Genomic DNA, 20,151 nt, shown 5'->3' with positions numbered 1-20,151 from the left:
GTTAAGTAATTATAATCTCTTAACTTGTGTCGCATTTTATTAGACCATTACATACTTTTTGATTTTTTTGAGGTCAATGGTCATATCAATCATTTTTAAGAGGTCTAAGGCTCTAATCATAGCAATGTTGGGGTCTTTTGTGTTTAAAGACCTTTTAACTTGATGTTGATTGATACGACTATGGAAGTAATAGACACCATTTCTGGCATAGACTGGTATTTTTAACATAATTTGCTACCAATTATGCTACCAGACTAAAAAGAAAAAGCCCTATAAGCTATTGACTTATAAGGCTTTTTACATATTGGCGGAGCGGACGGGACTCGAACCCGCGACCCCCTGCGTGACAGGCAGGTATTCTAACCAACTGAACTACCACTCCAAAAACGATGCGTTTTAATTAATTTAACAAAAACGCATTTAAACTCGCCTACTCATTTTTACAAAAAATGAGTAACGATAGTCACACTTGCAGGATTTTGGTGGGTGCTGACGGGGTCGAACCGCCGACATTCGCCTTGTAAGGGCGACGCTCTACCAACTGAGCTAAGCACCCTGCCTGCCTAACGAGGACCGCATATTACATGAAATTTAGAGATTTTTCCAAGCATGATTGAATAAAACTTAAATAATTTGCAATTTCTAGCGTAATTCACAATTTTGGTTTGAAACTTCACTTGAAATTTAGCTGGCAACCTAGGGTTTAGCTTATAAACTAAGGTGAAGTGATGCCACTCGCCTTTAATAGATCTAGCGCCTCATTTAGATTTTTTTGCGTTTCTGAAACGGGCTCAGGACCATACACCTTCTCGCGCGACAAATCTACCAGCTCGCCAGATGCCCAAGAAACCACATAAGCCAACACAAACACCAATAATCCACGCGTGACGCCTTTGGGCATGCCATGTTCATCTAATAAGCGATGGAGATACCATGCCGCAATCACGAATACGATGGTAGAAATAATAATATTCCACGTGGAGGGTATGGTGAACATGGCTGGTTTCTACTCAGGTTAAAGATTAAAGTGGCTAGTGCATCATACAGGCGAAAATAGAGGCCATGCAAGCCAATATACGTGCTGGCTGTGAAGGCTATATTTCATCAGCAGTAACGCATGAATGTCACACATTCCATGCAATAATAACTATTAACCAATCTTCATAACCCTATTTTCGGCAATAGAAAACATGACAAACGAACAAGCGCTGGCCTATATGCACAATCTTTTACGTGCCATGTTAGACAAAAAGGCGTCAGATTTATTCATTTCTGCAGATTTTCCACCCGCAATGAAAATAGACGGCAAAATGACGCCCGTCACGCAACAGAAACTCACTGGTGAACTCACCAAAGCGTTTGCTGATGCCATTATGAGTGATAAGCAAAAAGCCGAGTTTGCCGTAGAAAAAGAATGTAACTTTGCAATCTGGCCTAAAGAAATTGGGCGTTTTCGGGTGAATGTGTTTTTACAGCAAGAAAAAGTAGGCATGGTGCTGCGCACTATCACCACAAAAATACCTAACTTTGAAGACTTAGGCTTACCTAAAGTGCTCAAAGAAGTGATGATGACTAAGCGTGGCTTGGTGGTTTTAGTTGGCGGAACAGGCTCTGGCAAATCCACAACACTGGCGGCTTTAATCGACTATCGCAATGAACATAGCTTTGGTCATATCATTACGGTAGAAGACCCTGTGGAGTATGTACATCAAAGTAAAAACTGCTTAGTCACACACCGCGAAGTGGGGCGTGACACCAATGGCTGGTTCAATGCACTTAAAAACACTTTGCGCCAAGCACCTGACGTTATTTTAATTGGTGAGATTCGTGATAGAGAAACCATGGAATTCGCGCTGGCCTTTGCGGAAACTGGGCACCTTTGCATGGCAACCTTGCATGCCAATAGTGCAAATCAAGCGCTGGATCGCATTATCAACTTTTTCCCTGAAGAGCGTCATGCGCAACTGCATATGGATTTATCGTTGAATCTACGTGCATTTGTTTCACAGCGTTTAGTCTCAAAAGTCGGCGGCGGACGTAGCGCAGCAGTTGAAATTCTGCTGAATTCACCCTTGATTTCAGACCTGATTTTAAAAGGTGAAACAGGCATGGTGAAAGAAATTATGGCTAAATCAACTGAGCAAGGCATGCAAACATTCGACCAAGCCTTATTCCAGCTGTGTGAAGACGGTGTCATTTCCGAAGAAGATGCGTTAAGAAATGCAGACTCTCTCACCGAATTACGCTTGCGCTTCAAACTCAAAGGCAAAAATGCTGGTGCTAAATCAACCAGTATATTTGCACTACATGAGGAACCTAAAGAGGAAAAAGTAGCAGAAGCTCAGGCGGGCATATAAATTAGGCGGCAGGTTTATTTGCCAGCCGTTTAATCGTGATTAAATGGCACAATCACCTCACGCGAAGCGAGTACAATTTCGCGTAAAAAGCATAGCAAGGCCAAAATCACTGAAAACATAGATGTGATAAACGCCAGCAATACGATATGCGGCATTTTAAAACCCGTCTCGACTGATATAAACAAAGTTGCAATAGAAACGCATACACATAAAGCCGCTAGGGTCGCCAAGCCAATGGCGCGCCTAAGCCATTTGGTGCGTTTAACTAAAATCTTAAACTCATGACTAAACTTACCACGCTTCTCTCGCGGCATATCATTTAACAATCGTGCACGGTCAATAGATCGCCCCAAACGACCAATCAACACACCGAGAATAGAGCCTATACCCGTGAGTAAGAACACTGGTGCCACGGCATCGCGAATAGCCTCAGAAACGGCGTGAATATCTGTAAGATTGGCAATCATGATTATTGACTTGAACTTTGTTAAGAAGGGAGTTGTTTAATAAAATTACGCAGTGAAATTTAGCCCTAATTCACTAGCCCGTCAATTTATTTTAGTGCATAACTTTCGTGTTTATCTAGGGTATAGCGATACAAACAAAAAAGGAGCCGAAGCTCCTTTTTTGTTAATTGGGGTTTGCCACCAATTAGATAAATCTATTTAAATCTGGTCGGCGTGGAGAGATTCGAACTCCCGACATCCTGCTCCCAAAGCAGGCGCGCTACCAGGCTACGCTACACGCCGAAGGCCGGCACTATACTGAGAACGGTCGCCCCCGTCAAGGCCGCGAGTTTAATTAATGAAGATTATGATTAGCCCTCCACGAACCAAGCATTTCAATCAATGCACTTAAACAGCAATCAAAACTAAGTCTCTTCTCAATTTAAGGTTAAAATTTAACCTCATATAAAGCGCTAGACACATTCATTACAGTGGAATTCATTTACATTTTTGGGCGCTTAATATTTTCATTAGGCGCTAACATTTATCAAAAAAAGCTATCGCATCAAGGCCTGCATCCGTTCTTTATCGTCGCCACGACTTACTTTGTATTAAGTTTACTCGCCGCGCCGCTATTAGGAGTGGTTGAAATCAGTCAATTAAGTCATGCTTTTTGGCTTGATGCTTTTCTCGCATCATTATTTGATGTCGGTGGGTGGATGTTTTTAGTCATGTCACTCTCTAAAACCGAGCTTTCCGTCTTTGGTCCACTTAACGCTTACAAAGTCGTTGCTTCCATGCTGTTAGCGATCGTCTTTCTAAATGAAATACCGAGCCTGCAAGGTTTTATCGGCGTTTTGGTGATTATTGCTGGCAGCTATTTTTTAACGCCATCCACGGGCGACTTGCAAACTAACCGTATCTTAAGCCTGTTAAAAGACAAAGGCGTTCAAGCAAGATTTCTTTCTATTCTCTTATTCGCCATCGGCACTATTTTTCTTAAAAAATCGGTGATTCTCGGCGGCGCACTAGCCACCATGGTGTTCTGGTCACTCATGGGGTTTTTACTCGTGCTGTTAAGCAATCAACTATTTTTAACTGGTGGCATGAAAAGTAACCTACAAGCATCCAATAAGCACTTACCCACAATTATCGCCATCGGAGCGATGGTGTTTGTCATGCAGTACTTTACATTGCTTCTGCTCGCTAACATGATGGTGGCATACGCACTTGCACTGTTTCAGTTAGGCATGGTTTTGCAAGTGTTTGCTGGCTACAAAGTCTTTAACGAAAAACATATCACCAGAAAGCTACTCGCCTGCTCAGTCATGATGGCAGGCAGCATATTAGTCTTAATGGCCTAGCAAACTCTATGGCTAACCTATGACTCAAAAACTTACCAATGTAGCGAGTACGTCAAAGCGATTTAAAACTAATTAGAGTACCGTAGCATTTAAACTGAAGGAGATGGAAAGCACTATGCGGATGCCGTTGCGCTATATGAATTTTTAAGTGAGCTTTATTTAGACTTGGCTGCTTACAATAGAGAAATTCTTGATATAAAACTGGTGCCGGATGTCGGAATCGAACTGACGACCTTCGCATTACAAGTGCGCTGCTCTACCAACTGAGCTAATCCGGCGTTTTCTAGGAAGCGAATTATACTGAAAATTTAGCGAATGTCATGCATTATGAATGTAATAATTAGTTAAATTAGAATACATCGTTTAAGCCACAACATATTGCATCTACTGTGGCAGCCAACGTGGAAGCTCGCTAAGTTTACTAACTACCAGCTAAACTCTTTAAGAAGTGATTTCTTGGAAACTGCCTGCTATTCTTAGTGAAAGCCTCAAACTCATTAATTGGCGTTGGGATGCCAAACAGATTACCTTGAAAGTGATTGCACCCATAATTTCTTAGGTATGCTAATTGATGATCTGTTTCCACACCTTCCGCAATGACATCTATATTGAGTCCGCGTGCCATCGCGATAATGGTTCGAACAATCGCTTGGTCACTGCTATCCTCAGTGAGGTCTTGTATGAAAGATTGATCAATCTTTAACTGTTGTAATGGCAGTTTCTTTAAGTATTGAAGAGATGAGTAACCAGCTCCAAAATCATCCAACTCAAAACGTATTCCAATGGCCTGCAATGCGACCATTGTGATAATGATGTGTTCAACATTATCTAACAACATACTTTCAGTAAGCTCAAGTTTCAATAAGTTTGGATTGATTGCATGATTTTGAACTGTAGTTTGTACCTGTGATACAAAATCTGCCTGATTGAACTGCTTAGCACTGACGTTAATCGACAAAGTAAGATTATCTGTAAATGGGCTCTGTTCCCAAGCTTTGAGCTGGGTGCAGGCTGCATCTAATACCCATTGCCCAATGGGTAGAATAAATCCAGTTTCTTCTGCAAGTGGTATGAAGTTAAATGGTAACACTAAGCCTCGTTTAGGTTGATTCCAACGAATCAAGGCTTCTGCGCCCAATGAACGACCATCACCATCAACTTGTAATTGATAATAGAGTTGAAACTCCTTATTCTCAATGGCTTGACGTAAATCCCGCTCTAATTCGACACGTGCATTGATCACCTCTTGCATATTGGGATCGAAGAAACGCAATGTATTTCTACCCGCTTTTTTAGCTTGATACATAGCAATATCAGCTTGCTTGAGTAGCTCTTCAAGCTCTAATTCACCGCCATTAAATAGCGTGATTCCGATGCTGGAGGAATTGAAATATCGGTGTGAAGAAAGCAGATACGGTAGATTAATTTCACTCAATATTTTTTCGCCTACCAGCTCAGCTTGAGCAGCAGCGTCAAATGGTTGATCACTCAAGTTCTCTATAAACACGACAAATTCATCACCCCCTATGCGAGCTACCGTGTCACCTTCTCGCACGCAAGTCATCAGTCTCGTTGCCACTTGTTGTAATAATAAATCACCAATATCATGACCTAGCGTGTCGTTCAATGTTTTGAAATGATCAAGATCAAGAAACAGTAACGCGCCTCTCTGACCACTACGTGCACTGTTAGCTAGCGCCTGATTAAGTCGATCAACTAATAGCCGACGGTTAGGTAGCTGAGTTAGTGGGTCATAAAATGCAAGTCTCTGAATTTCATCACTGGCGGCTTTACTCACAGTAATGTCAGTAAGGGTCGATACGTAGTTAGTGACTGTGCCATTGTTTGCTTTAACTGCCGTAATCGTTACATGTACTGGATACGCTTCACCATTTTTGCGCTTGTTCCATATTTCGCCTTCCCACATGCCTGTATCGTTTATACTTTTCCACAAAGCATCGAAGAAAGTAACTTCATGCTTTCCAGAACGAAACAATCTTGGTGACTGACCGATGACTTCTTCTTCACTATAGCCAGAGATTTTTAGAAATGCTTGATTTGCACGAAGAATGACATTATTAGCATCCGTCACTAATATACCTTCATGGGATTCGAATGCAGTAGCAGCAATGCTAAGCTCTACTGTTCGTTGCTCAATAATGGTTTCAAGATACTCTTCATGAAATTTTAATTCACGCGTTATTTGATGCAGCTTTTCAACGGCTAGTTTTGTAAACTTTGTAAATGGATAGAAAATCAGCGCCGCTTCAAGTGCTAGTAATATTAAAGTCAGCGTCCATAACAGCGTTTCTATTTTCTCCAAGCTGACTATGGATGCCTCGCCTTCGAGTTGATACTGATGCACCATCTTGTCTAGGGATGAACTTAATCTAGTCAATGCTGTGTTCGTGATGAGCAGTACAGTAGGGTTGTCAGCCGTCAAATTATCACTGTCGGCTGCAAGTAACTCATCAACGCTTTTAATATAATTTTCAACTTGAGTATTCAGTGGATTCTCACCTTTGAAGTACATTGCATTGACAGTTGTAGACATACTAGCGGGTAGGCCTAACAGTTTGTCACCATGTATCAACGCATAGTGAGATTGGGCCATCAGCTCAATACTCTCCTTTAACTTACGCTGAATTTTTGGACGTTGATTTGTTTGTGCATGAACTAGTAAATTCGAAAGCAGCGCCGTACGCTGGCTTAACATGCGCTGTCGTCCGCTTATATTGACTATTGCAGCAGTACTTTTTTGCTTAGCGATAATCAGCTCAAGACTAAACCATGCAGAGGTTGATAGCGCAGCGATTAAAGTCAAAGCAAAGACATAACGCCAGGTTAGACCTTGGGCAATGTTAGTGTCATCTTTTATTTGTAGATTCATCAATAAAGCCCGTAGTCACTGCCAAACAACTTTTTGCCTGTTATGATCTCAGTTTACTGCAATTTTATATCAATTCCATAGCGACATAAGTAATAGTTTTAGCAACCAATTCCATGATTTATAGCTAAATTAATGACTTGCTATAAATGGCTGGTGTGAAATTCCGAAGGAAAACTATGCCGCATTATTATCAATTTTAGCAGGTTAAAAAGTGAACCAACATCCAAACTCTGCTGATACTAAGCACCAAAAACGTTGTGCTTGGGCTGAAGGTAGTGAGCTTATGCAGGCATATCACGATAGTGAGTGGGGAGTCCCGCAAAGAGACTCTCGTATGCTTTGGGAAATGCTGATGTTAGAAGGCTTTCAGGCGGGTTTGTCTTGGATTACCGTGCTGCGTAAACGCGAGGCATTCCGTCAGGCTTTTGCAGAGTTTGATCCTGTGAAAGTAGCAAATTTCAATGAAGACGACATCAATCGACTCATGAATAATGAGGGAATCATTCGCGCACGCGCCAAAATTGAAGCAACTATTGCAGGTGCCAAGATTTATTGTGAAATGATGGCGCGTAATGAAAATTTTAGTGACTTCTGTTGGTCTTTTACTGAAGAAAAAGTGCTCAATGGCAGTGGTTCAAGCACTCCTGTCATGACGCCTCTTTCTGAAGCAATATCGAAAGAGTTGAAGCGTCGAGAATTTAAATTCGTCGGCCCAACCATTGTCTATGCTTGGATGCAGGCAGTAGGAATTGTAAATGACCACGCTTCAGATTGTTTTTGTCGATAAGAAATCAGAAGCTACGAAAGCTATTGTTAATGATTTAAGCTAACAACTATGGCTGTGTTGCTTTAAGTACAGACTCAAGAACCCCTGGATACTTTTGCTCAATCTCTTCGAGCCTTAGTGCGTTCATGTGCTCAGTGCCGTCAACCACCGTTTCAACAAGACCCGCGCTACGTAATATTTTGAAGTGATGTGACATACTTGATTTTGGTCGATTCAGGTCAAGCTCCCCACAGGTCAATTTTCTGCCTGCCTTGGCGAGGCGAACAACAATTTCCATGCGGGTAGGGTCTGCTAGCGCATATAGAATATCAATCAACTCTACTTGCTCGATGGTGGGGTGTTTAATCTGTCTCATACACAAAATTTATCACATCTCTTGATATTATTCCAATGTTCGATTATATTCGAACATTGGAATAATAATTTGGCTTAATTTTCTAGCCATTACCTAATTATCAATCAAGAGGATCACCATGGCAGATTTATTTTCTTCCTTTCAATTAAAAGATGTAACGTTAAAAAATCGCATTGCGATTCCACCTATGTGTCAATACATGGCTGAAGATGGCCTGGTGAATGATTGGCACAAAGTGCATTATGCAAGTCTAGCCCGTGGTGGAAGCGGTCTGGTCATTGTGGAGGCAACCGCGGTATCACCAGAGGGGCGTATCACCCCAAACTGCTTGGGAATATGGAACGATGCTCAAGTAGAACAACTGCGTGAAATCGCAGCGGCAATAAAAGCGGCCGGAGCTATACCTGGCATCCAAATAGCGCATGCTGGACGTAAGGCAAGTGCTAACGTGCCATGGGAAGGCGACGACCATATCGCCGCTGGCGACTCACGGGCATGGCAACCAATAGCGCCATCAGCCATCGCATTTGGCGGTGACCTCCCTCGTGTGCCGAGCGAAATGACCATTGATGACATCAAAAGAGTGCAAGGAGATTTTGTTGCCGCTGCGCTCCGTGCCAAGCAGGCTGGATTTGAATGGCTAGAGATGCATTTTGCGCATGGATATTTGGCTCAGAGCTTTACTTCGCCTCACTCTAATCTGCGCACGGATGAATATGGTGGTAGCTATCAGAATAGATCACGATTCACACTTGAGACGATTGCGGCAGTTAGGAATGTTTGGCCAGAGAACCTACCATTAACAGCGCGATTCGGTGTGCTGGAATTCGATGGTAAAGATGAAGAAACCATGAGCGAATCCATTCAATTGGTTAAAGAATGGCGCCAGCTTGGGCTGGACATGCTAAGTGTCAGCGTTGGATTCACCATACCAGATACGAATATTCCATGGGGGCCTGCATTTATGGCGCCTATAGCGCAGAGAGTACGCAACGAGGTTCAAATACCTGTGTCATCTGCGTGGGGATTTGGTGCACCAAAAATTGCCGATCAGGCGATACGTAACGAACAGTTGGATTTAGCGATGATAGGTCGAGCTCACCTAGAGAATCCAAATTGGCCATATCATGCGGCAAAGGCTTTAGATAAAAAGGATCCAGCCTGGGTACTACCGCCGCCTTATGCGCATTGGTTGTCTAGATATAAAAGCTTAGTAGAAGACTAGTCGATTGACATCCATTTTTTAAGACCATACTCAGATAATGACTAGTTTTATTGACATTATCTGAGAGCTTTTCTAGGATGCTGAGGCATTAACAATGCTACTTATTGTAGTGTCGACTTTTGCAAACGCGTTATCGTAAAGCATTTTCAATTCTTCATCTGGGTTAGCAGATAAGCCATGGGCAACTCAACATTATCGTAGCGACTACTGCCGCTTGCTTAGCAACATCGGTTGCTTGTTTAACATATTTATAAGAATAACGTAGCAGAAGCTTTGAGCAGCTGATTAATCTTCACCAACTACATTTTGCTGTAGTACCAAATGTTTTAAGGTAAAATGCCGCGCTTTCCATTCAAGGCATTTCAATCTATGTGGTTCAAGAATCTCACGCTATACCGTCTCACTAAATGGGAAGAAACGCCAGCATCCCTTGCAGAAAAGCTTGCTAAGCGCGCATTGCAATCTTGCAGTGGTTTGGATATGCAAAGAGTAGGTTGGGTCTCTCCCAAAGTGGAGGGTGAACCGCTTGTGCATCAACTTGGTTCTCAACTTCTCGTTAGTCTTGGTATCGAGAAGAAATTACTTCCAGCAACTGTAATCAATCAATTTACTAAACTACGTGCTGCAGAAATTGAAGAGCAGCAAGGCTACAAACCTGGCCGCAAAGAAATGAAAGAAATTAAGGAGGCCATGGTGGATGAATTGCTACCTCGCGCCTTTGCCATTCGCAGTAAAGTTTATGCCTGGATAGATCCCGTAGATGGTTGGATGGTCATTGATGCGGCTAATTTAGCCAAAGCGGATGAAATGGTCACACAGCTGGTTAAAACACTAGAAGGTTTTTCAGTTTCTCTCATTAAAACCAAGTTATCACCGTCAGTCGCCATGACCACATGGTTAGGCGCTAAGGAGGCCCCAGCATCATTTACGGTTGATCAAGACTGCGAATTACGTGAGAAAGGTGAGAGTGGATCCACCGTGCGTTATGTCAAACACGCGCTAGAGCTCGATGAAATTAGCAAACACTTAAAAGCTGGCAAAGAAGTCACTAAAATGGCGATGACCTGGAATGACAAGATTTCATTCGTCATGCATGAGAATCTACAACTGAAACGCATTGTGCCCTTAGATTTGATTAAAGACCAAGCTGACGTAAACAGCGAGGATGATAGCTTCGATACTGATTTTGCCATCATGACAGGTGAGTTGAAAAAGCTCATTCCTTCAGTGGTGGATGCATTAGGTGGCGACGTTTAGATTGCCACTCCGATGTTTACTTGGTATGGAGTTAGTTGGCACTCACTCCATACCTAAGTATTCATTTGCATCGCGCTATAAGCTGCAAGCCCCATCAAGCTTACGATTCAAAATACCGACTAGGCTCTACGCCTAGCACACGCTTAAACATCGCCGTAAATGCGCTAGAACTTAAGTACCCTAACTCTTGTGCCACCTGACTGATAGGTTGATTTGCCGCTAATCTTTCAAGTGCCTCAATAAGCTTGGCTTGTTGTCGCCACTGCCTAAAACTAAGTCCTGTTTCTTTCTCAAATTTACGCGCTAATGTTCTTGAGCTCATAGCTAGTTGATCAGCCCATATTTCAATCGTCGTTTGGTCACTGGGTTGTTCAATCATTTGCTGACAGATTTGCATTAACTTCACATTGCTAGGTAAAGGTAAATGCAATGCGGGCGTTTTTAAATATTTAATCTCCATCAGTGCTAATTGCGCAATTAACCCAGCACGCCCCTCTTCTTCGTAATCAACGGCCTCTTGTGTTAAAGATAAGATTAACTGGCGGAGTAATGCCGACACTTCAATCAAACAACAATTAGACTGAAAGTTAGCGGCAATATCAGGTCGAATATAGAGCGTTCTCATTTCAACGCTGCCCAACATATGCACGGTATGCATCATTTCAGGTGGAATCCAAACACCTCTTAGCGGAGGAACGACCCAGCAACCCTCATCTGTTTCGATGCGCATCACGCCACTAGCCGCGTAAATAAGTTGCGCTCTTGGGTGGCTATGCCTAGGTGTAGAGCTTGCAGCATAATCAACAGACTTGGCCGTCACTTTATGTGGCAGTAACTGGTAAATGTCAGGCTTGATATTATTTTGCTGCATACCTTGTCGTTTTCGCGATGGTTATTGTCAATACATAATTGTATGCGACATTTTATAATTTATTCTCTATTAATTTACACTACAAGATTTGACAGTATGACAACGCAAGCTCAACACATACCTATGCAAGACAGTAAATTGCAAGATAGTAAATCGACGGAATTTGGCATTATTGCAGCGATTAGTTTTTCACACTTTCTGAACGACATGATGCAGTCAATTTTGTTGGCCATTTACCCAATATTGAAACTGAATCTTCATTTGAGTTTTTCTCAAATTGGCTTAATTTCACTATGCTATCAGGTCACAGCGTCACTCTTGCAACCAGTGATTGGTTTATATACAGACCGTAGTCCAAAACCTTATTCATTGCCTGTGAGTATGATGTTAACCATGTCTGGCCTCATTGTATTAGGCACAGCGACCCAGTTTGAGGCGGTGCTGGTGGCTGCCGTACTGATTGGTATGGGTTCTTCTATCTTTCACCCAGAGTCTTCTAGAGTAACTAGATTGGCTGCAGGTAATCGCCCGGGATTGTCGCAGTCATTGTTCCAAGTTGGCGGCAATATGGGCAGTTCAGTAGGGCCATTATTGGCGGCACTTATCATTTTTCCGCATGGTGTGGGGAGTGTTGTGTGGTTTGCATTTGCAGCCCTTACAGGTGCCGCTATTTTGAGTACGGTCAGTCATTGGTATAGCCAACACTTGAATAGTACATCGCACAAAGCGCATACAAATAAGGTCAGTGAATTCTCAAAGAATAAAATCATTATTTCTTTGCTAGTGCTTGGTATATTGATGTTTTCTAAATTCATCTACATGGCTAGCTTTACAAATTATTATGCTTTTTATTTGATTGAGAAATTTCATTTATCAATGCATGACGCTCAGTTTTATTTATTTGCATTCTTATTTTCTGTGGCGGTAGGTACTATTTTAGGCGGACCGATTGGTGACAAAGTAGGCAGGAAAAAAGTAATTTGGTGGTCAATATTAGGTGTGGCCCCATTTACCATGTTGTTGCCGTATGTAGATTTATTTTGGACGTGCGTACTATCCGTCATCATTGGCCTTGTATTGTCGTCTGCATTTTCTGCCATTTTGGTGTTCGCACAAGAGTTGCTACCAGGTAGAGTAGGTGCAATATCTGGCTTATTTTTTGGATTAGCATTTGGCATTGCAGGTATTGGCGCAGCATTGCTAGGTAGTTTGGCTGATGCGACTAGCGTTCAACATGTCTATCAATTATGTGCTTTTATGCCTTTATTAGGCATAGTGACTATGTTATTGCCAGATATTAAAAAGACCGTTTAGATTGAGTATTAATTGATTGATGCAACTCTGTTAATACTCAATAGTCATTGTTAAGTAATTAAATTTAATTAATACAAGATCTTGTTAGGCTATCATTTTTAAATACTTGATAGGCTCGAATAAAATCTTGAAGCTAAATAGCAAGCTTACTCTTCACTTAATTCAAAATATTGTTTTAAGAATTATTGAATTTTAGGTTTGCTTTATTCAAACAAACACACTCAGGCTTACTGAAAGTTTAAAGCCAAAAATTTAAGGTTGATATGTTCAATGTAGTCAGTATTGCTTTAAAGAGGCCTTATACTTTCGTGGTCATGGCGTTATTGATGCTTATCGCAGGCACCTTAGCTGCGCTGCGTAGTCCTGTAGATATTTTCCCAGAGATTCGCATTCCAGTGATTGCTGTGGCTTGGCAATACTCTGGCTTGCCAGCAGACGATATGGCAGGGCGAATTACTACCCTGTATCAGCGCGTGCTGACCACTACCGTGAATGACATTGAACATATTGAAGCCAACTCTTACACTGGCTTTGGTATCGTAAAAATATTTTTCCAACCAGGCGTTAATATTGCCACAGCAAATGCGCAGGTAACGGCTGTTTCACAAGTGGTTACGCGTCAAATGCCCGCAGGTACGACCCCACCGCTGATTTTGAATTACAGCGCCTCCACGGTGCCAATTCTGCAAATTGCCTTATCTGGCAAAGGTTTATCTGAGCAAAATCTAGCCGATTTAGGTTTGAATGCAATACGTACACGTTTGGTGACTGTGCCTGGCGCTGGCGTGCCATTTCCATTTGGTGGTAAAAGTCGACAAGTACAAATAGACTTAAATCCTGATGCTATTCAGGCACGTGGACTTTCCGCACAAGATGTTGCTAACGCCTTGGCGGCGCATAACCTGATATTGCCTGTTGGCACACAAAAAATCGGCAGTTTTGAATACACCATGCGGCTTAATAATTCTGCTTCTAGCATTGAAGAGTTAGGTAACTTGCCAGTTAAAGTGGTGAATGGGGCAACGGTTTATATTCGCGATGTTGCACAAGTTCGCGATGGTAATCCGCCACAGACAAATATCGTCCATGTAGATGGTGGTCGCTCTGTATTAATGTCTATTCTAAAAAACGGGTCAATTTCTACACTGGATATTGTTTCTGGCATTAAAGCTAAGCTCGCAGAAATCAAACCTAGCCTACCTGATAACTTAATTGCAACACCAATCAATGATCAATCTTTATTTGTGCGCGCGGCTATTAGCGGCGTTGCTTATGAAGGCGTATTAGCCGCTTTACTAACAAGTTTGATGATATTGCTATTTTTGGGCAGTTGGCGCTCTACGGTGATTATCGCTACCTCTATTCCGCTTTCTATTTTAGGCGCCATTATGGGTCTTTCAGCGATTGGAGAAACACTTAACATCATGACATTAGGTGGCTTAGCGCTCGCTGTTGGTATATTGGTGGATGACGCTACCGTGACGATTGAAAATATCAATTGGCATTTGGAGCAAGGTAAAGAGGTTGAAGAGTCCATCTTAGACGGCGCGGCGCAAATTGTAACGCCAGCCTTTGTGTCGCTATTGTGTATTTGTATTGTGTTTGTACCGATGTTCTTTTTAGAAGGTGTCTCACGCTTTTTGTTTGTGCCGATGGCGGAAGCCGTGATGTTCGCAATGATAAGCTCATTTATATTGTCACGTACTTTAGTGCCAACCATGGCAAATTATCTGCTTAAAAAACATGCGCCACATACTAATGAGCATGGCACTGTAACATCACCAACAAAAAACCCTTTAGTACGTTTTCAGCGTGGCTTTGAGGCAGGTTTTACACGCTTTCAAACAGGTTATAAAGGTGTGTTGGAAATGGCCATTGCGCATCGACGACTCTTTGTCATTAGCTTTCTAGCAGTGATCATGTTGTCATTTTTGCTTATTCCCTTCCTTGGTCGTAACTTTTTCCCTGCGGTAGATAGCGGGCAAATACTCATGCATGCACGTGTACCTGTAGGCACGCGCGTAGAAGATACGGCTGCCCGATTTGCTGCCATACAAGACGCAATAAAGAAAGTTGTTCCGCCTAACGAAATTCTCACACTGGTAGATAACATCGGCATACCCATCAGTAGTATTAACATGACTTACAACAATACTGGCCTAATTGGTGCGCAAGATGGTGACATTCAAATTGCGCTAAAAGAAGGGCATGCACCTACTGCCGATTACGTACGTAAACTACGTGAAGTGCTGCCTAAACAATTTCCTGGTACTACTTTTTCGTTTCCACCTGCTGACATTGTCAGTCAAATATTAAATTTTGGCTCACCAGCGCCGATTGACTTACAAATTCGTGGTGGAAAACTTAATGATAATTTCGATTACGCCAATAAATTACTGGCTAAGATTAGATTAGTACCGGGTGTGGTTGATGCACGTATTCAGCAATCGCGCGCTAGCCCAGTATTTGACATCAATATAGACCGTACACGGGCGCAAGAGGTGGGTATTAGCACCAGAGACATCACCAATAGCTTGGTAGTAAACTTGGCAGGTAGTTCGCAGGTAGCACCTACCTTTTGGCTGAACCCAGCCAATGGCGTTTCTTACCCTATTGTGATGCAAACACCACAATATCGGCTGGATAGTTTAAATGCTTTGTCTAACTTGCCAATCAGTAACGTAGGTGGCGCGCCACAAACGTTAGGCGCACTAGCCACATTTAAGCGAGGCTCAGGTAATGCAGTAGTGAGTCAATATGATATTCAGGCAATGGTGCAGATTAACGCAGCCACGCAAGACCGTGATTTAGGCGCGGTTGCAAAAGATATTCGGCAGATTATTGCCGACACAGCAGACCAAGTACCTAAAGGCGCAACAGTGGCGTTATTAGGGCAAGTAAAAACAATGGATAGTGCATTTTCTGGCTTATTGTATGGGTTGCTTGGCGCCATTGTGCTGATCTACCTGCTCATCGTCGTTAATTTCCAATCTTGGAGCGATCCATTTGTGATTATCACCGCACTGCCTGCGGCATTAGCAGGTATTGTATGGATGCTGTTTGCAACGTTTACGCCATTATCCGTACCCGCTTTAACAGGAGCCATTATGTGTATGGGCGTGGCAACGGCTAACAGCGTACTGGTGATTAGCTTTGCGCGAGAACGACTAGAGCAGCTTGGCGATGCTACTTTGGCAGCGATTGACGCAGGCTTTGTGCGATTACGCCCAGTATTAATGACAGCACTGGCAATGATTATCGGCATGGCGCCAATGGCCTTAGGTTTAGGTGATGGCGGTGAGCAAAACGCCCCATTAGGGCGTGCAGTGATTGGCGGCTTAATTTTTGCAACTATCGCAACGCTTGTTTTCGTACCTGTCGTATTTAGCATCGTACATAAAGGTTACAACAAAAAATCTGTACCTGATGATGGAGAGTTTCATGCAGTCTAATAATCAAGCCGCTGGCAATAAAGAGTCTGGTCTATCGCACCATAAGTTACGCATCGGCATTATTGTTTTGGCGACTATTGCTATTGTCGTTGTCGTCGCAGGTGTCACCACCCGCGCCAATAATAATAGTAACTTAAAAGAATGGACTGACAAACAAGCAGTGCCAACAGTGAGCGTTGGGCTGCCTACTGGCGCGGGTGATAGCCCTAGCCTAGATTTACCTGGCCGTTTTGAAGCGTATGCGCGTGCGCCCATATATGCACGCGTGAGTGGCTATTTAAAGAGCTGGAATGTAGACATTGGCACGGCTGTAAAAGCAGGACAGTTATTGGGTGAAATAGAAACGCCAGATTTAGACCAACAACTATTGCAAGCAAGAGCCGATTTAAGTAGCGCTCAAGCCAATGTTGGCTTAGCTGAAACTACGGCTAAACGCTGGCAAGATTTGCTATCAACGCAATCGATTTCTAAACAAGAAGTCGATGAAAAAACAGGCGATTACCGTAGCAAACAAGCCATGGTAAAAGCAGCAGAAGCCAATGTTAACCGCATTGTAGCGTTAAAAAGTTTTACCCGTATCGTCGCACCTTTTGCTGGCTCTGTGACAGCACGAAATACCGATACTGGCGCATTAATTAACGCTGGCAGCGGTTCAGATTTACCTCTGTTTGAAATTTCAGATACGCGCAAACTACGCCTATACGTTAACGTACCGCAAAACTATGTAGCGACCATAAAACAGGGTACAAAAGCCCAAATTACTGTGCCTGAAAATCCAAATAAAACCTACACAGCCACAGTAGAATCAACTTCTGGTGCAATTAACTCGGCTTCTGGTACTACCTTAATGCAACTGGCTGTTCCTAATCCAACGGGTGAGTTATTACCAGGCGGCTACGCTAATGTCAGTCTGACTTTGCCTAGTAACAAAGCAGATCTTAGCGTACCTGCCAGTGCACTTATTTTTGACCAAGCAGGTTTACGCGTTGCGACGGTTGGCATAGATAATAAAGTGAATGTTAAACCCATCACCATCGCGCGCGACCTCGGTAAAACCATTGTAGTGAGCTTTGGCTTAGAGGCGACTGACCGCGTGGTGGAAAATCCACCCGATGGTATCAAAAATGGCGATCAGGTGAATATTGCGGTAGTGATTAATAAGGTAAGTAAGTAATACCAATGACTTTACACAATTAACGATTGCACGTCATCAGGCTGAGTAGCGCAGAAAACAAGTTTAGTAGGGCTTTGGCAACCGACTAAGTGCTTCAGCGCTTAGCGGGTTCTGGATGCCCCGAGTTACCCATTTTACTTGACTAAACTTACTCTAAAGACTCGGGATTCTTAATAGCCTTTTTCTCTTCCGTCATCAGTCTTCTTTCAACTTTTTTAATATCCTCCACAGCAGGCAATGACTCAGGACGGATGCCACGATCAAGCAAAGTTTTGCGTACCGCTTCATTATTTGTCACATGCTCACTGGAAATAGCCGACTCCCTCGTTAAGTCATTCGCTTTTACATTGAAAATAGTAATTTCAGTTGCAAAGTCTTTAGCTTTCAAAATAATAGTTGGTGCAAAGTCAGCAAGAGGTCTTCCATCAGGAACCTTCCATTGCGCTTTCATTGCTTGGGTGTTTTTACCAAACAAGGCCTGATCACCTTTACTACGAATGATGCCGAAGTCTTGGTCATTTCCAGTTTTTTCATAAATTAAACTAGATAACTCTTTTTCTGTAGCAGTGAGCTTTTTCCGAGCTGATAGCCGTTCAGCCTCTAGTAACCGTTGCTCTATTAACTCAGCCCGCCGTGTTTGTATAGCGAAATACGTTTGCGCAAAAGCAATTTCTTGTTTCTGAGAGTCACCATTTTGTGCTATTAAATAACATGCATAGCGACTAAGCATGATGTCATCTATTTCACGTTGGGTACCCGAACCAATATCAACCATTTTGTTGACATCAACAAAATGGTCAGAGATGCTGTAATTAGAAACCTCACACGCCGTTTTTGCTTTAGAAATGACCGTGTTAAAATTACGCCATTCTGCATACCCTAACAGATGCTGAAGGTCACGCGCCAACCAAAACTCCACACCACTTTCAGTTTGCTGGGCATGGCCTTCGAAAGTGTCGGTTAAGTTGTGAATAATTTCGATTTTCATTCGCTAATTGTCTTTTAACTTTTGATTGGAAAATAGTGAGTGAATTTTGCTCAGCCTACTTGGATTGGTTAATTTAGAGCTTTATTCAAATCAACTTTAAAGCCTGCCGACTTCAGTTCTTGAGCGAGCCTCATTTTCCAACCTTCACCATTGTCAACAGACTCATAGACTACGCCCGAAAAGTCTGAGGGTAGTTCCAAGTCACCTTTGGTTAACACTAAAGTTCTACTTCTACCCAGCTTAGCAACAAAATAACCTAGCTCAAGTACTACATTTTGTCTTGGGCGTGCTTTTTTTGCAGCCTCATTATCCTTTGAAAATCCATAGTCGTCTGGTGTCATAAGCACAACTGCAAAACCAGCTCGCTTTGCAAAGTCTTCAAATTTTCGATTATTGTCATACCACTATTGATTTGCTCATGAAGAATAACTGGTTCTACGCCAATTTTCTCTAAATATCTTGCAACAGCCTGCTTTAAACCTTCATCGTGCCCATGAACTAGAAAAACAGAATTACTTTTAGGCAAAGTTTTTATTGCCGCATCATTATTATGCTTAACGGCGGAAACTACACCTTCAGTACCAATATCAGACCGCCAGCGTCCAGATAAAGAACCATCATCCAAAAAAGAAGCAATAACAACAGCGTTGCCTAACTGTATTCCGCCTGATTGCCAGATTGGTGTTAATTGCATATATAAGTTATCAGAAACAGTTCCAACAACACTATATTTATACTGCCCTAGCGTTGGCTCACTAACTGCAGCGATGCCTTCAACTTTACCATCTAATTGCTTAATTTCCAGTGTAAATCCACCTTGATTAGTACCTGCAATTGCTCCTACCCAGTATCCTGTAAAATCGGCAATCATACTACCCGCACTTACTTTCACCGCAATTCAAACAAGTCAAACACCCATCCATCACAATAGATGCTTTGGTATTACATTTATGACAAAGCTGCGCACCTTTTGGAAAGCCTTCTGCGCTCATTTCTTCACCTGATTGTGCGTGCTTCTCAAAGTATTCTGCTTTTTTCTCAGAAACCAATTTTTGTTGATGTTCATCTAAACCTGGCTTTTTCAACATGCCGATTTCTTGCAGGTGTTGCTCAACCACTTCGCCGATTTCTGCTACTAAACTAGGTACAAATTTTCCACCTTTTTTAAAGTAGCCGCCGCTTGGTTCAAACACGCTTTTAAGTTCTTCTACCAAGAATGTGACGTCACCACCCTTACGGAACACGGCAGACATGACGCGGGTTAGCGCAACAATCCATTGAAAGTGCTCCATGTTTTTGGAGTTGATGAAAATCTCGAACGGACGACGGTGCTCTTGTGGCGTGTCTTCGTTCATGATGACATCGTTAATGGTGATATAGAGCGCATGCTCAGTCACTGGTGTTTTGATTTTGTAGGTATTGCCGACTAGTTTGTCTGGGCGGCTCAGTGGCTCACCTAGTTGAACAACTTTACTTGCCGCTTCTTTTTGCGCTTGCGCATCTGCCGCGGCTTTGGCTTTATCTTCTTCATTCACTAGCGCGTAGCCAACGATTTTCTTTTCAATTTTAACTGCCATTTTGTTTTCTCCTTTTTTGGTAGGAGCGACGCCCTCGTCGCGATTTCACTCATTATTTGAATTTCTTAATCGGCACGAGGGCGTGCCTCCTACA

At 42.6% G+C, this 20,151-nt stretch carries 15 protein-coding genes, 4 tRNA genes and 1 pseudogene; 8 read left to right on the top strand and 12 right to left on the bottom strand.

What is annotated here, in order from left to right:
• Nucleotides 1–305 precede the first annotated feature (305 nt).
• The 3 genes from PSU78_RS04485 to PSU78_RS04475 all read right to left on the bottom strand — a co-directional run bounded on the left by PSU78_RS04485 (nucleotide 306) and on the right by PSU78_RS04475 (nucleotide 997).
• Nucleotides 306–382, bottom strand: a tRNA-Asp gene (locus PSU78_RS04485).
• A gap of 98 nt (nucleotides 383–480) precedes the next feature.
• Nucleotides 481–556: transfer RNA gene (locus PSU78_RS04480), tRNA-Val, on the bottom strand.
• Between the two features lie 159 nt (nucleotides 557–715).
• Nucleotides 716–997 carry a hypothetical protein gene (locus tag PSU78_RS04475; protein WP_300384874.1) on the bottom strand — a complete coding sequence of 94 codons (282 nt, stop codon included), beginning with the start codon at nucleotides 995–997 and terminating at the stop codon, nucleotides 716–718.
• 193 nt (nucleotides 998–1,190) lie between these two features.
• On the opposite strand from PSU78_RS04475, the gene PSU78_RS04470 reads away from it, so the two are divergent.
• Nucleotides 1,191–2,357, top strand: a complete 1,167-nt coding sequence (locus tag PSU78_RS04470; protein ID WP_300384871.1) for a PilT/PilU family type 4a pilus ATPase — start codon at nucleotides 1,191–1,193, stop codon at nucleotides 2,355–2,357.
• Between the two features lie 29 nt (nucleotides 2,358–2,386).
• On the opposite strand, the gene PSU78_RS04465 is transcribed toward PSU78_RS04470, so the two are convergent.
• Nucleotides 2,387–2,824 (bottom strand): DUF2721 domain-containing protein, encoded by a 438-nt coding sequence (locus PSU78_RS04465; protein ID WP_300384868.1) that lies wholly within the window; start codon nucleotides 2,822–2,824, stop codon nucleotides 2,387–2,389.
• A gap of 205 nt (nucleotides 2,825–3,029) precedes the next feature.
• A tRNA-Pro gene (locus PSU78_RS04460) sits at nucleotides 3,030–3,106 on the bottom strand.
• 188 nt (nucleotides 3,107–3,294) lie between these two features.
• On the opposite strand from PSU78_RS04460, the gene PSU78_RS04455 reads away from it, so the two are divergent.
• Nucleotides 3,295–4,167 carry an EamA family transporter gene (locus PSU78_RS04455; protein ID WP_300384865.1) on the top strand — a complete coding sequence of 291 codons (873 nt, stop codon included), beginning with the start codon at nucleotides 3,295–3,297 and terminating at the stop codon, nucleotides 4,165–4,167.
• A gap of 202 nt (nucleotides 4,168–4,369) precedes the next feature.
• Here the strand turns inward: PSU78_RS04455 and PSU78_RS04450 are convergent.
• A tRNA-Thr gene (locus tag PSU78_RS04450) sits at nucleotides 4,370–4,445 on the bottom strand.
• 143 nt (nucleotides 4,446–4,588) lie between these two features.
• Complete coding sequence (locus PSU78_RS04445) at nucleotides 4,589–7,057, bottom strand: EAL domain-containing protein (RefSeq protein ID WP_300384862.1); 2,469 nt, start codon at nucleotides 7,055–7,057, stop codon at nucleotides 4,589–4,591.
• A 211-nt stretch (nucleotides 7,058–7,268) separates the two neighbouring features.
• On the opposite strand from PSU78_RS04445, the gene PSU78_RS04440 reads away from it, so the two are divergent.
• Complete coding sequence (locus PSU78_RS04440) at nucleotides 7,269–7,844, top strand: DNA-3-methyladenine glycosylase I (protein ID WP_300384859.1); 576 nt, start codon at nucleotides 7,269–7,271, stop codon at nucleotides 7,842–7,844.
• A gap of 46 nt (nucleotides 7,845–7,890) precedes the next feature.
• Here the strand turns inward: PSU78_RS04440 and PSU78_RS04435 are convergent, their stop codons facing one another.
• A complete protein-coding gene (locus PSU78_RS04435; RefSeq protein WP_300384857.1) occupies nucleotides 7,891–8,199 on the bottom strand; it encodes a helix-turn-helix domain-containing protein in 309 nt (102 codons plus the stop codon).
• A gap of 118 nt (nucleotides 8,200–8,317) precedes the next feature.
• Between PSU78_RS04435 and PSU78_RS04430 the strand changes: the two genes are divergently transcribed.
• Together PSU78_RS04430 and PSU78_RS04425 are read left to right on the top strand one after the other, a co-directional pair.
• Nucleotides 8,318–9,424 carry an NADH:flavin oxidoreductase/NADH oxidase gene (locus PSU78_RS04430; protein ID WP_300384854.1) on the top strand — a complete coding sequence of 369 codons (1,107 nt, stop codon included), beginning with the start codon at nucleotides 8,318–8,320 and terminating at the stop codon, nucleotides 9,422–9,424.
• Nucleotides 9,425–9,793: 369 nt separating this feature from the next.
• Nucleotides 9,794–10,681: a recombination-associated protein RdgC gene (locus PSU78_RS04425; RefSeq protein ID WP_300384851.1), complete on the top strand. Its 888-nt coding sequence runs from the start codon at nucleotides 9,794–9,796 to the stop codon at nucleotides 10,679–10,681.
• A gap of 100 nt (nucleotides 10,682–10,781) precedes the next feature.
• On the opposite strand, the gene PSU78_RS04420 is transcribed toward PSU78_RS04425, so the two are convergent.
• The gene (locus PSU78_RS04420; protein WP_300384848.1) at nucleotides 10,782–11,552 is read right to left on the bottom strand and encodes a helix-turn-helix transcriptional regulator; all 771 of its coding nucleotides are present in this window, start codon (nucleotides 11,550–11,552) and stop codon (nucleotides 10,782–10,784) included.
• A gap of 96 nt (nucleotides 11,553–11,648) precedes the next feature.
• Here PSU78_RS04420 and PSU78_RS04415 point away from each other — a divergent pair, with 96 nt between their 5' ends.
• From PSU78_RS04415 to PSU78_RS04405, 3 genes are all read left to right on the top strand, one after another.
• The gene (locus tag PSU78_RS04415) at nucleotides 11,649–12,866 is read left to right on the top strand and encodes an MFS transporter (RefSeq protein WP_300384845.1); all 1,218 of its coding nucleotides are present in this window, start codon (nucleotides 11,649–11,651) and stop codon (nucleotides 12,864–12,866) included.
• A gap of 263 nt (nucleotides 12,867–13,129) precedes the next feature.
• Nucleotides 13,130–16,318, top strand: a complete 3,189-nt coding sequence (locus PSU78_RS04410; RefSeq protein ID WP_300384842.1) for an efflux RND transporter permease subunit — start codon at nucleotides 13,130–13,132, stop codon at nucleotides 16,316–16,318.
• On the top strand, nucleotides 16,308–17,492 hold the full coding sequence (locus tag PSU78_RS04405) for an efflux RND transporter periplasmic adaptor subunit (protein WP_300384839.1): 1,185 nt from the start codon (nucleotides 16,308–16,310) through the stop codon (nucleotides 17,490–17,492). The genes PSU78_RS04410 and PSU78_RS04405 overlap by 11 nt, the downstream gene beginning before the upstream one ends.
• Nucleotides 17,493–17,640: 148 nt before the next feature.
• Here the strand turns inward: PSU78_RS04405 and dinD are convergent, their stop codons facing one another.
• The 3 genes and pseudogenes from dinD to PSU78_RS04390 all read right to left on the bottom strand — a co-directional run bounded on the left by dinD (nucleotide 17,641) and on the right by PSU78_RS04390 (nucleotide 20,057).
• The gene (dinD, locus tag PSU78_RS04400; RefSeq protein ID WP_300384836.1) at nucleotides 17,641–18,480 is read right to left on the bottom strand and encodes a DNA damage-inducible protein D; all 840 of its coding nucleotides are present in this window, start codon (nucleotides 18,478–18,480) and stop codon (nucleotides 17,641–17,643) included.
• 68 nt (nucleotides 18,481–18,548) lie between these two features.
• A pseudogene (locus PSU78_RS04395) lies at nucleotides 18,549–19,174 on the bottom strand (TIR domain-containing protein).
• A 178-nt stretch (nucleotides 19,175–19,352) separates the two neighbouring features.
• A complete protein-coding gene (locus PSU78_RS04390) occupies nucleotides 19,353–20,057 on the bottom strand; it encodes an NrdJb (protein WP_300384833.1) in 705 nt (234 codons plus the stop codon).
• Between the last annotated feature and the right edge of the window lie 94 nt (nucleotides 20,058–20,151).

Source organism: Methylotenera sp. (genome assembly GCF_029945705.1).
GTDB lineage: Bacteria > Pseudomonadota > Gammaproteobacteria > Burkholderiales > Methylophilaceae > Methylotenera.
Note: the sequence above shows the minus strand (reverse complement) of the source record. Positions and strands in the feature narration are given on the sequence as shown.

Excerpts from the sequence above, each read along its gene's own strand:
- PSU78_RS04475 (WP_300384874.1), bottom strand. The coding sequence starts at position 997 with ATGTTCACCATACCCTCCACGTGGAATATTATTATTTCTACCATCGTA.
- PSU78_RS04470 (WP_300384871.1), top strand. The coding sequence starts at position 1,191 with ATGACAAACGAACAAGCGCTGGCCTATATGCACAATCTTTTACGTGCC.
- PSU78_RS04465 (WP_300384868.1), bottom strand. The coding sequence starts at position 2,824 with ATGATTGCCAATCTTACAGATATTCACGCCGTTTCTGAGGCTATTCGC.
- PSU78_RS04445 (WP_300384862.1), bottom strand. The coding sequence starts at position 7,057 with ATGAATCTACAAATAAAAGATGACACTAACATTGCCCAAGGTCTAACC.
- PSU78_RS04435 (WP_300384857.1), bottom strand. The coding sequence starts at position 8,199 with ATGAGACAGATTAAACACCCCACCATCGAGCAAGTAGAGTTGATTGAT.
- PSU78_RS04430 (WP_300384854.1), top strand. The coding sequence starts at position 8,318 with ATGGCAGATTTATTTTCTTCCTTTCAATTAAAAGATGTAACGTTAAAA.
- PSU78_RS04425 (WP_300384851.1), top strand. The coding sequence starts at position 9,794 with ATGTGGTTCAAGAATCTCACGCTATACCGTCTCACTAAATGGGAAGAA.
- PSU78_RS04420 (WP_300384848.1), bottom strand. The coding sequence starts at position 11,552 with ATGCAGCAAAATAATATCAAGCCTGACATTTACCAGTTACTGCCACAT.
- PSU78_RS04415 (WP_300384845.1), top strand. The coding sequence starts at position 11,649 with ATGACAACGCAAGCTCAACACATACCTATGCAAGACAGTAAATTGCAA.
- PSU78_RS04410 (WP_300384842.1), top strand. The coding sequence starts at position 13,130 with ATGTTCAATGTAGTCAGTATTGCTTTAAAGAGGCCTTATACTTTCGTG.
- PSU78_RS04405 (WP_300384839.1), top strand. The coding sequence starts at position 16,308 with ATGCAGTCTAATAATCAAGCCGCTGGCAATAAAGAGTCTGGTCTATCG.
- dinD (WP_300384836.1), bottom strand. The coding sequence starts at position 18,480 with ATGAAAATCGAAATTATTCACAACTTAACCGACACTTTCGAAGGCCAT.
- PSU78_RS04390 (WP_300384833.1), bottom strand. The coding sequence starts at position 20,057 with ATGGCAGTTAAAATTGAAAAGAAAATCGTTGGCTACGCGCTAGTGAAT.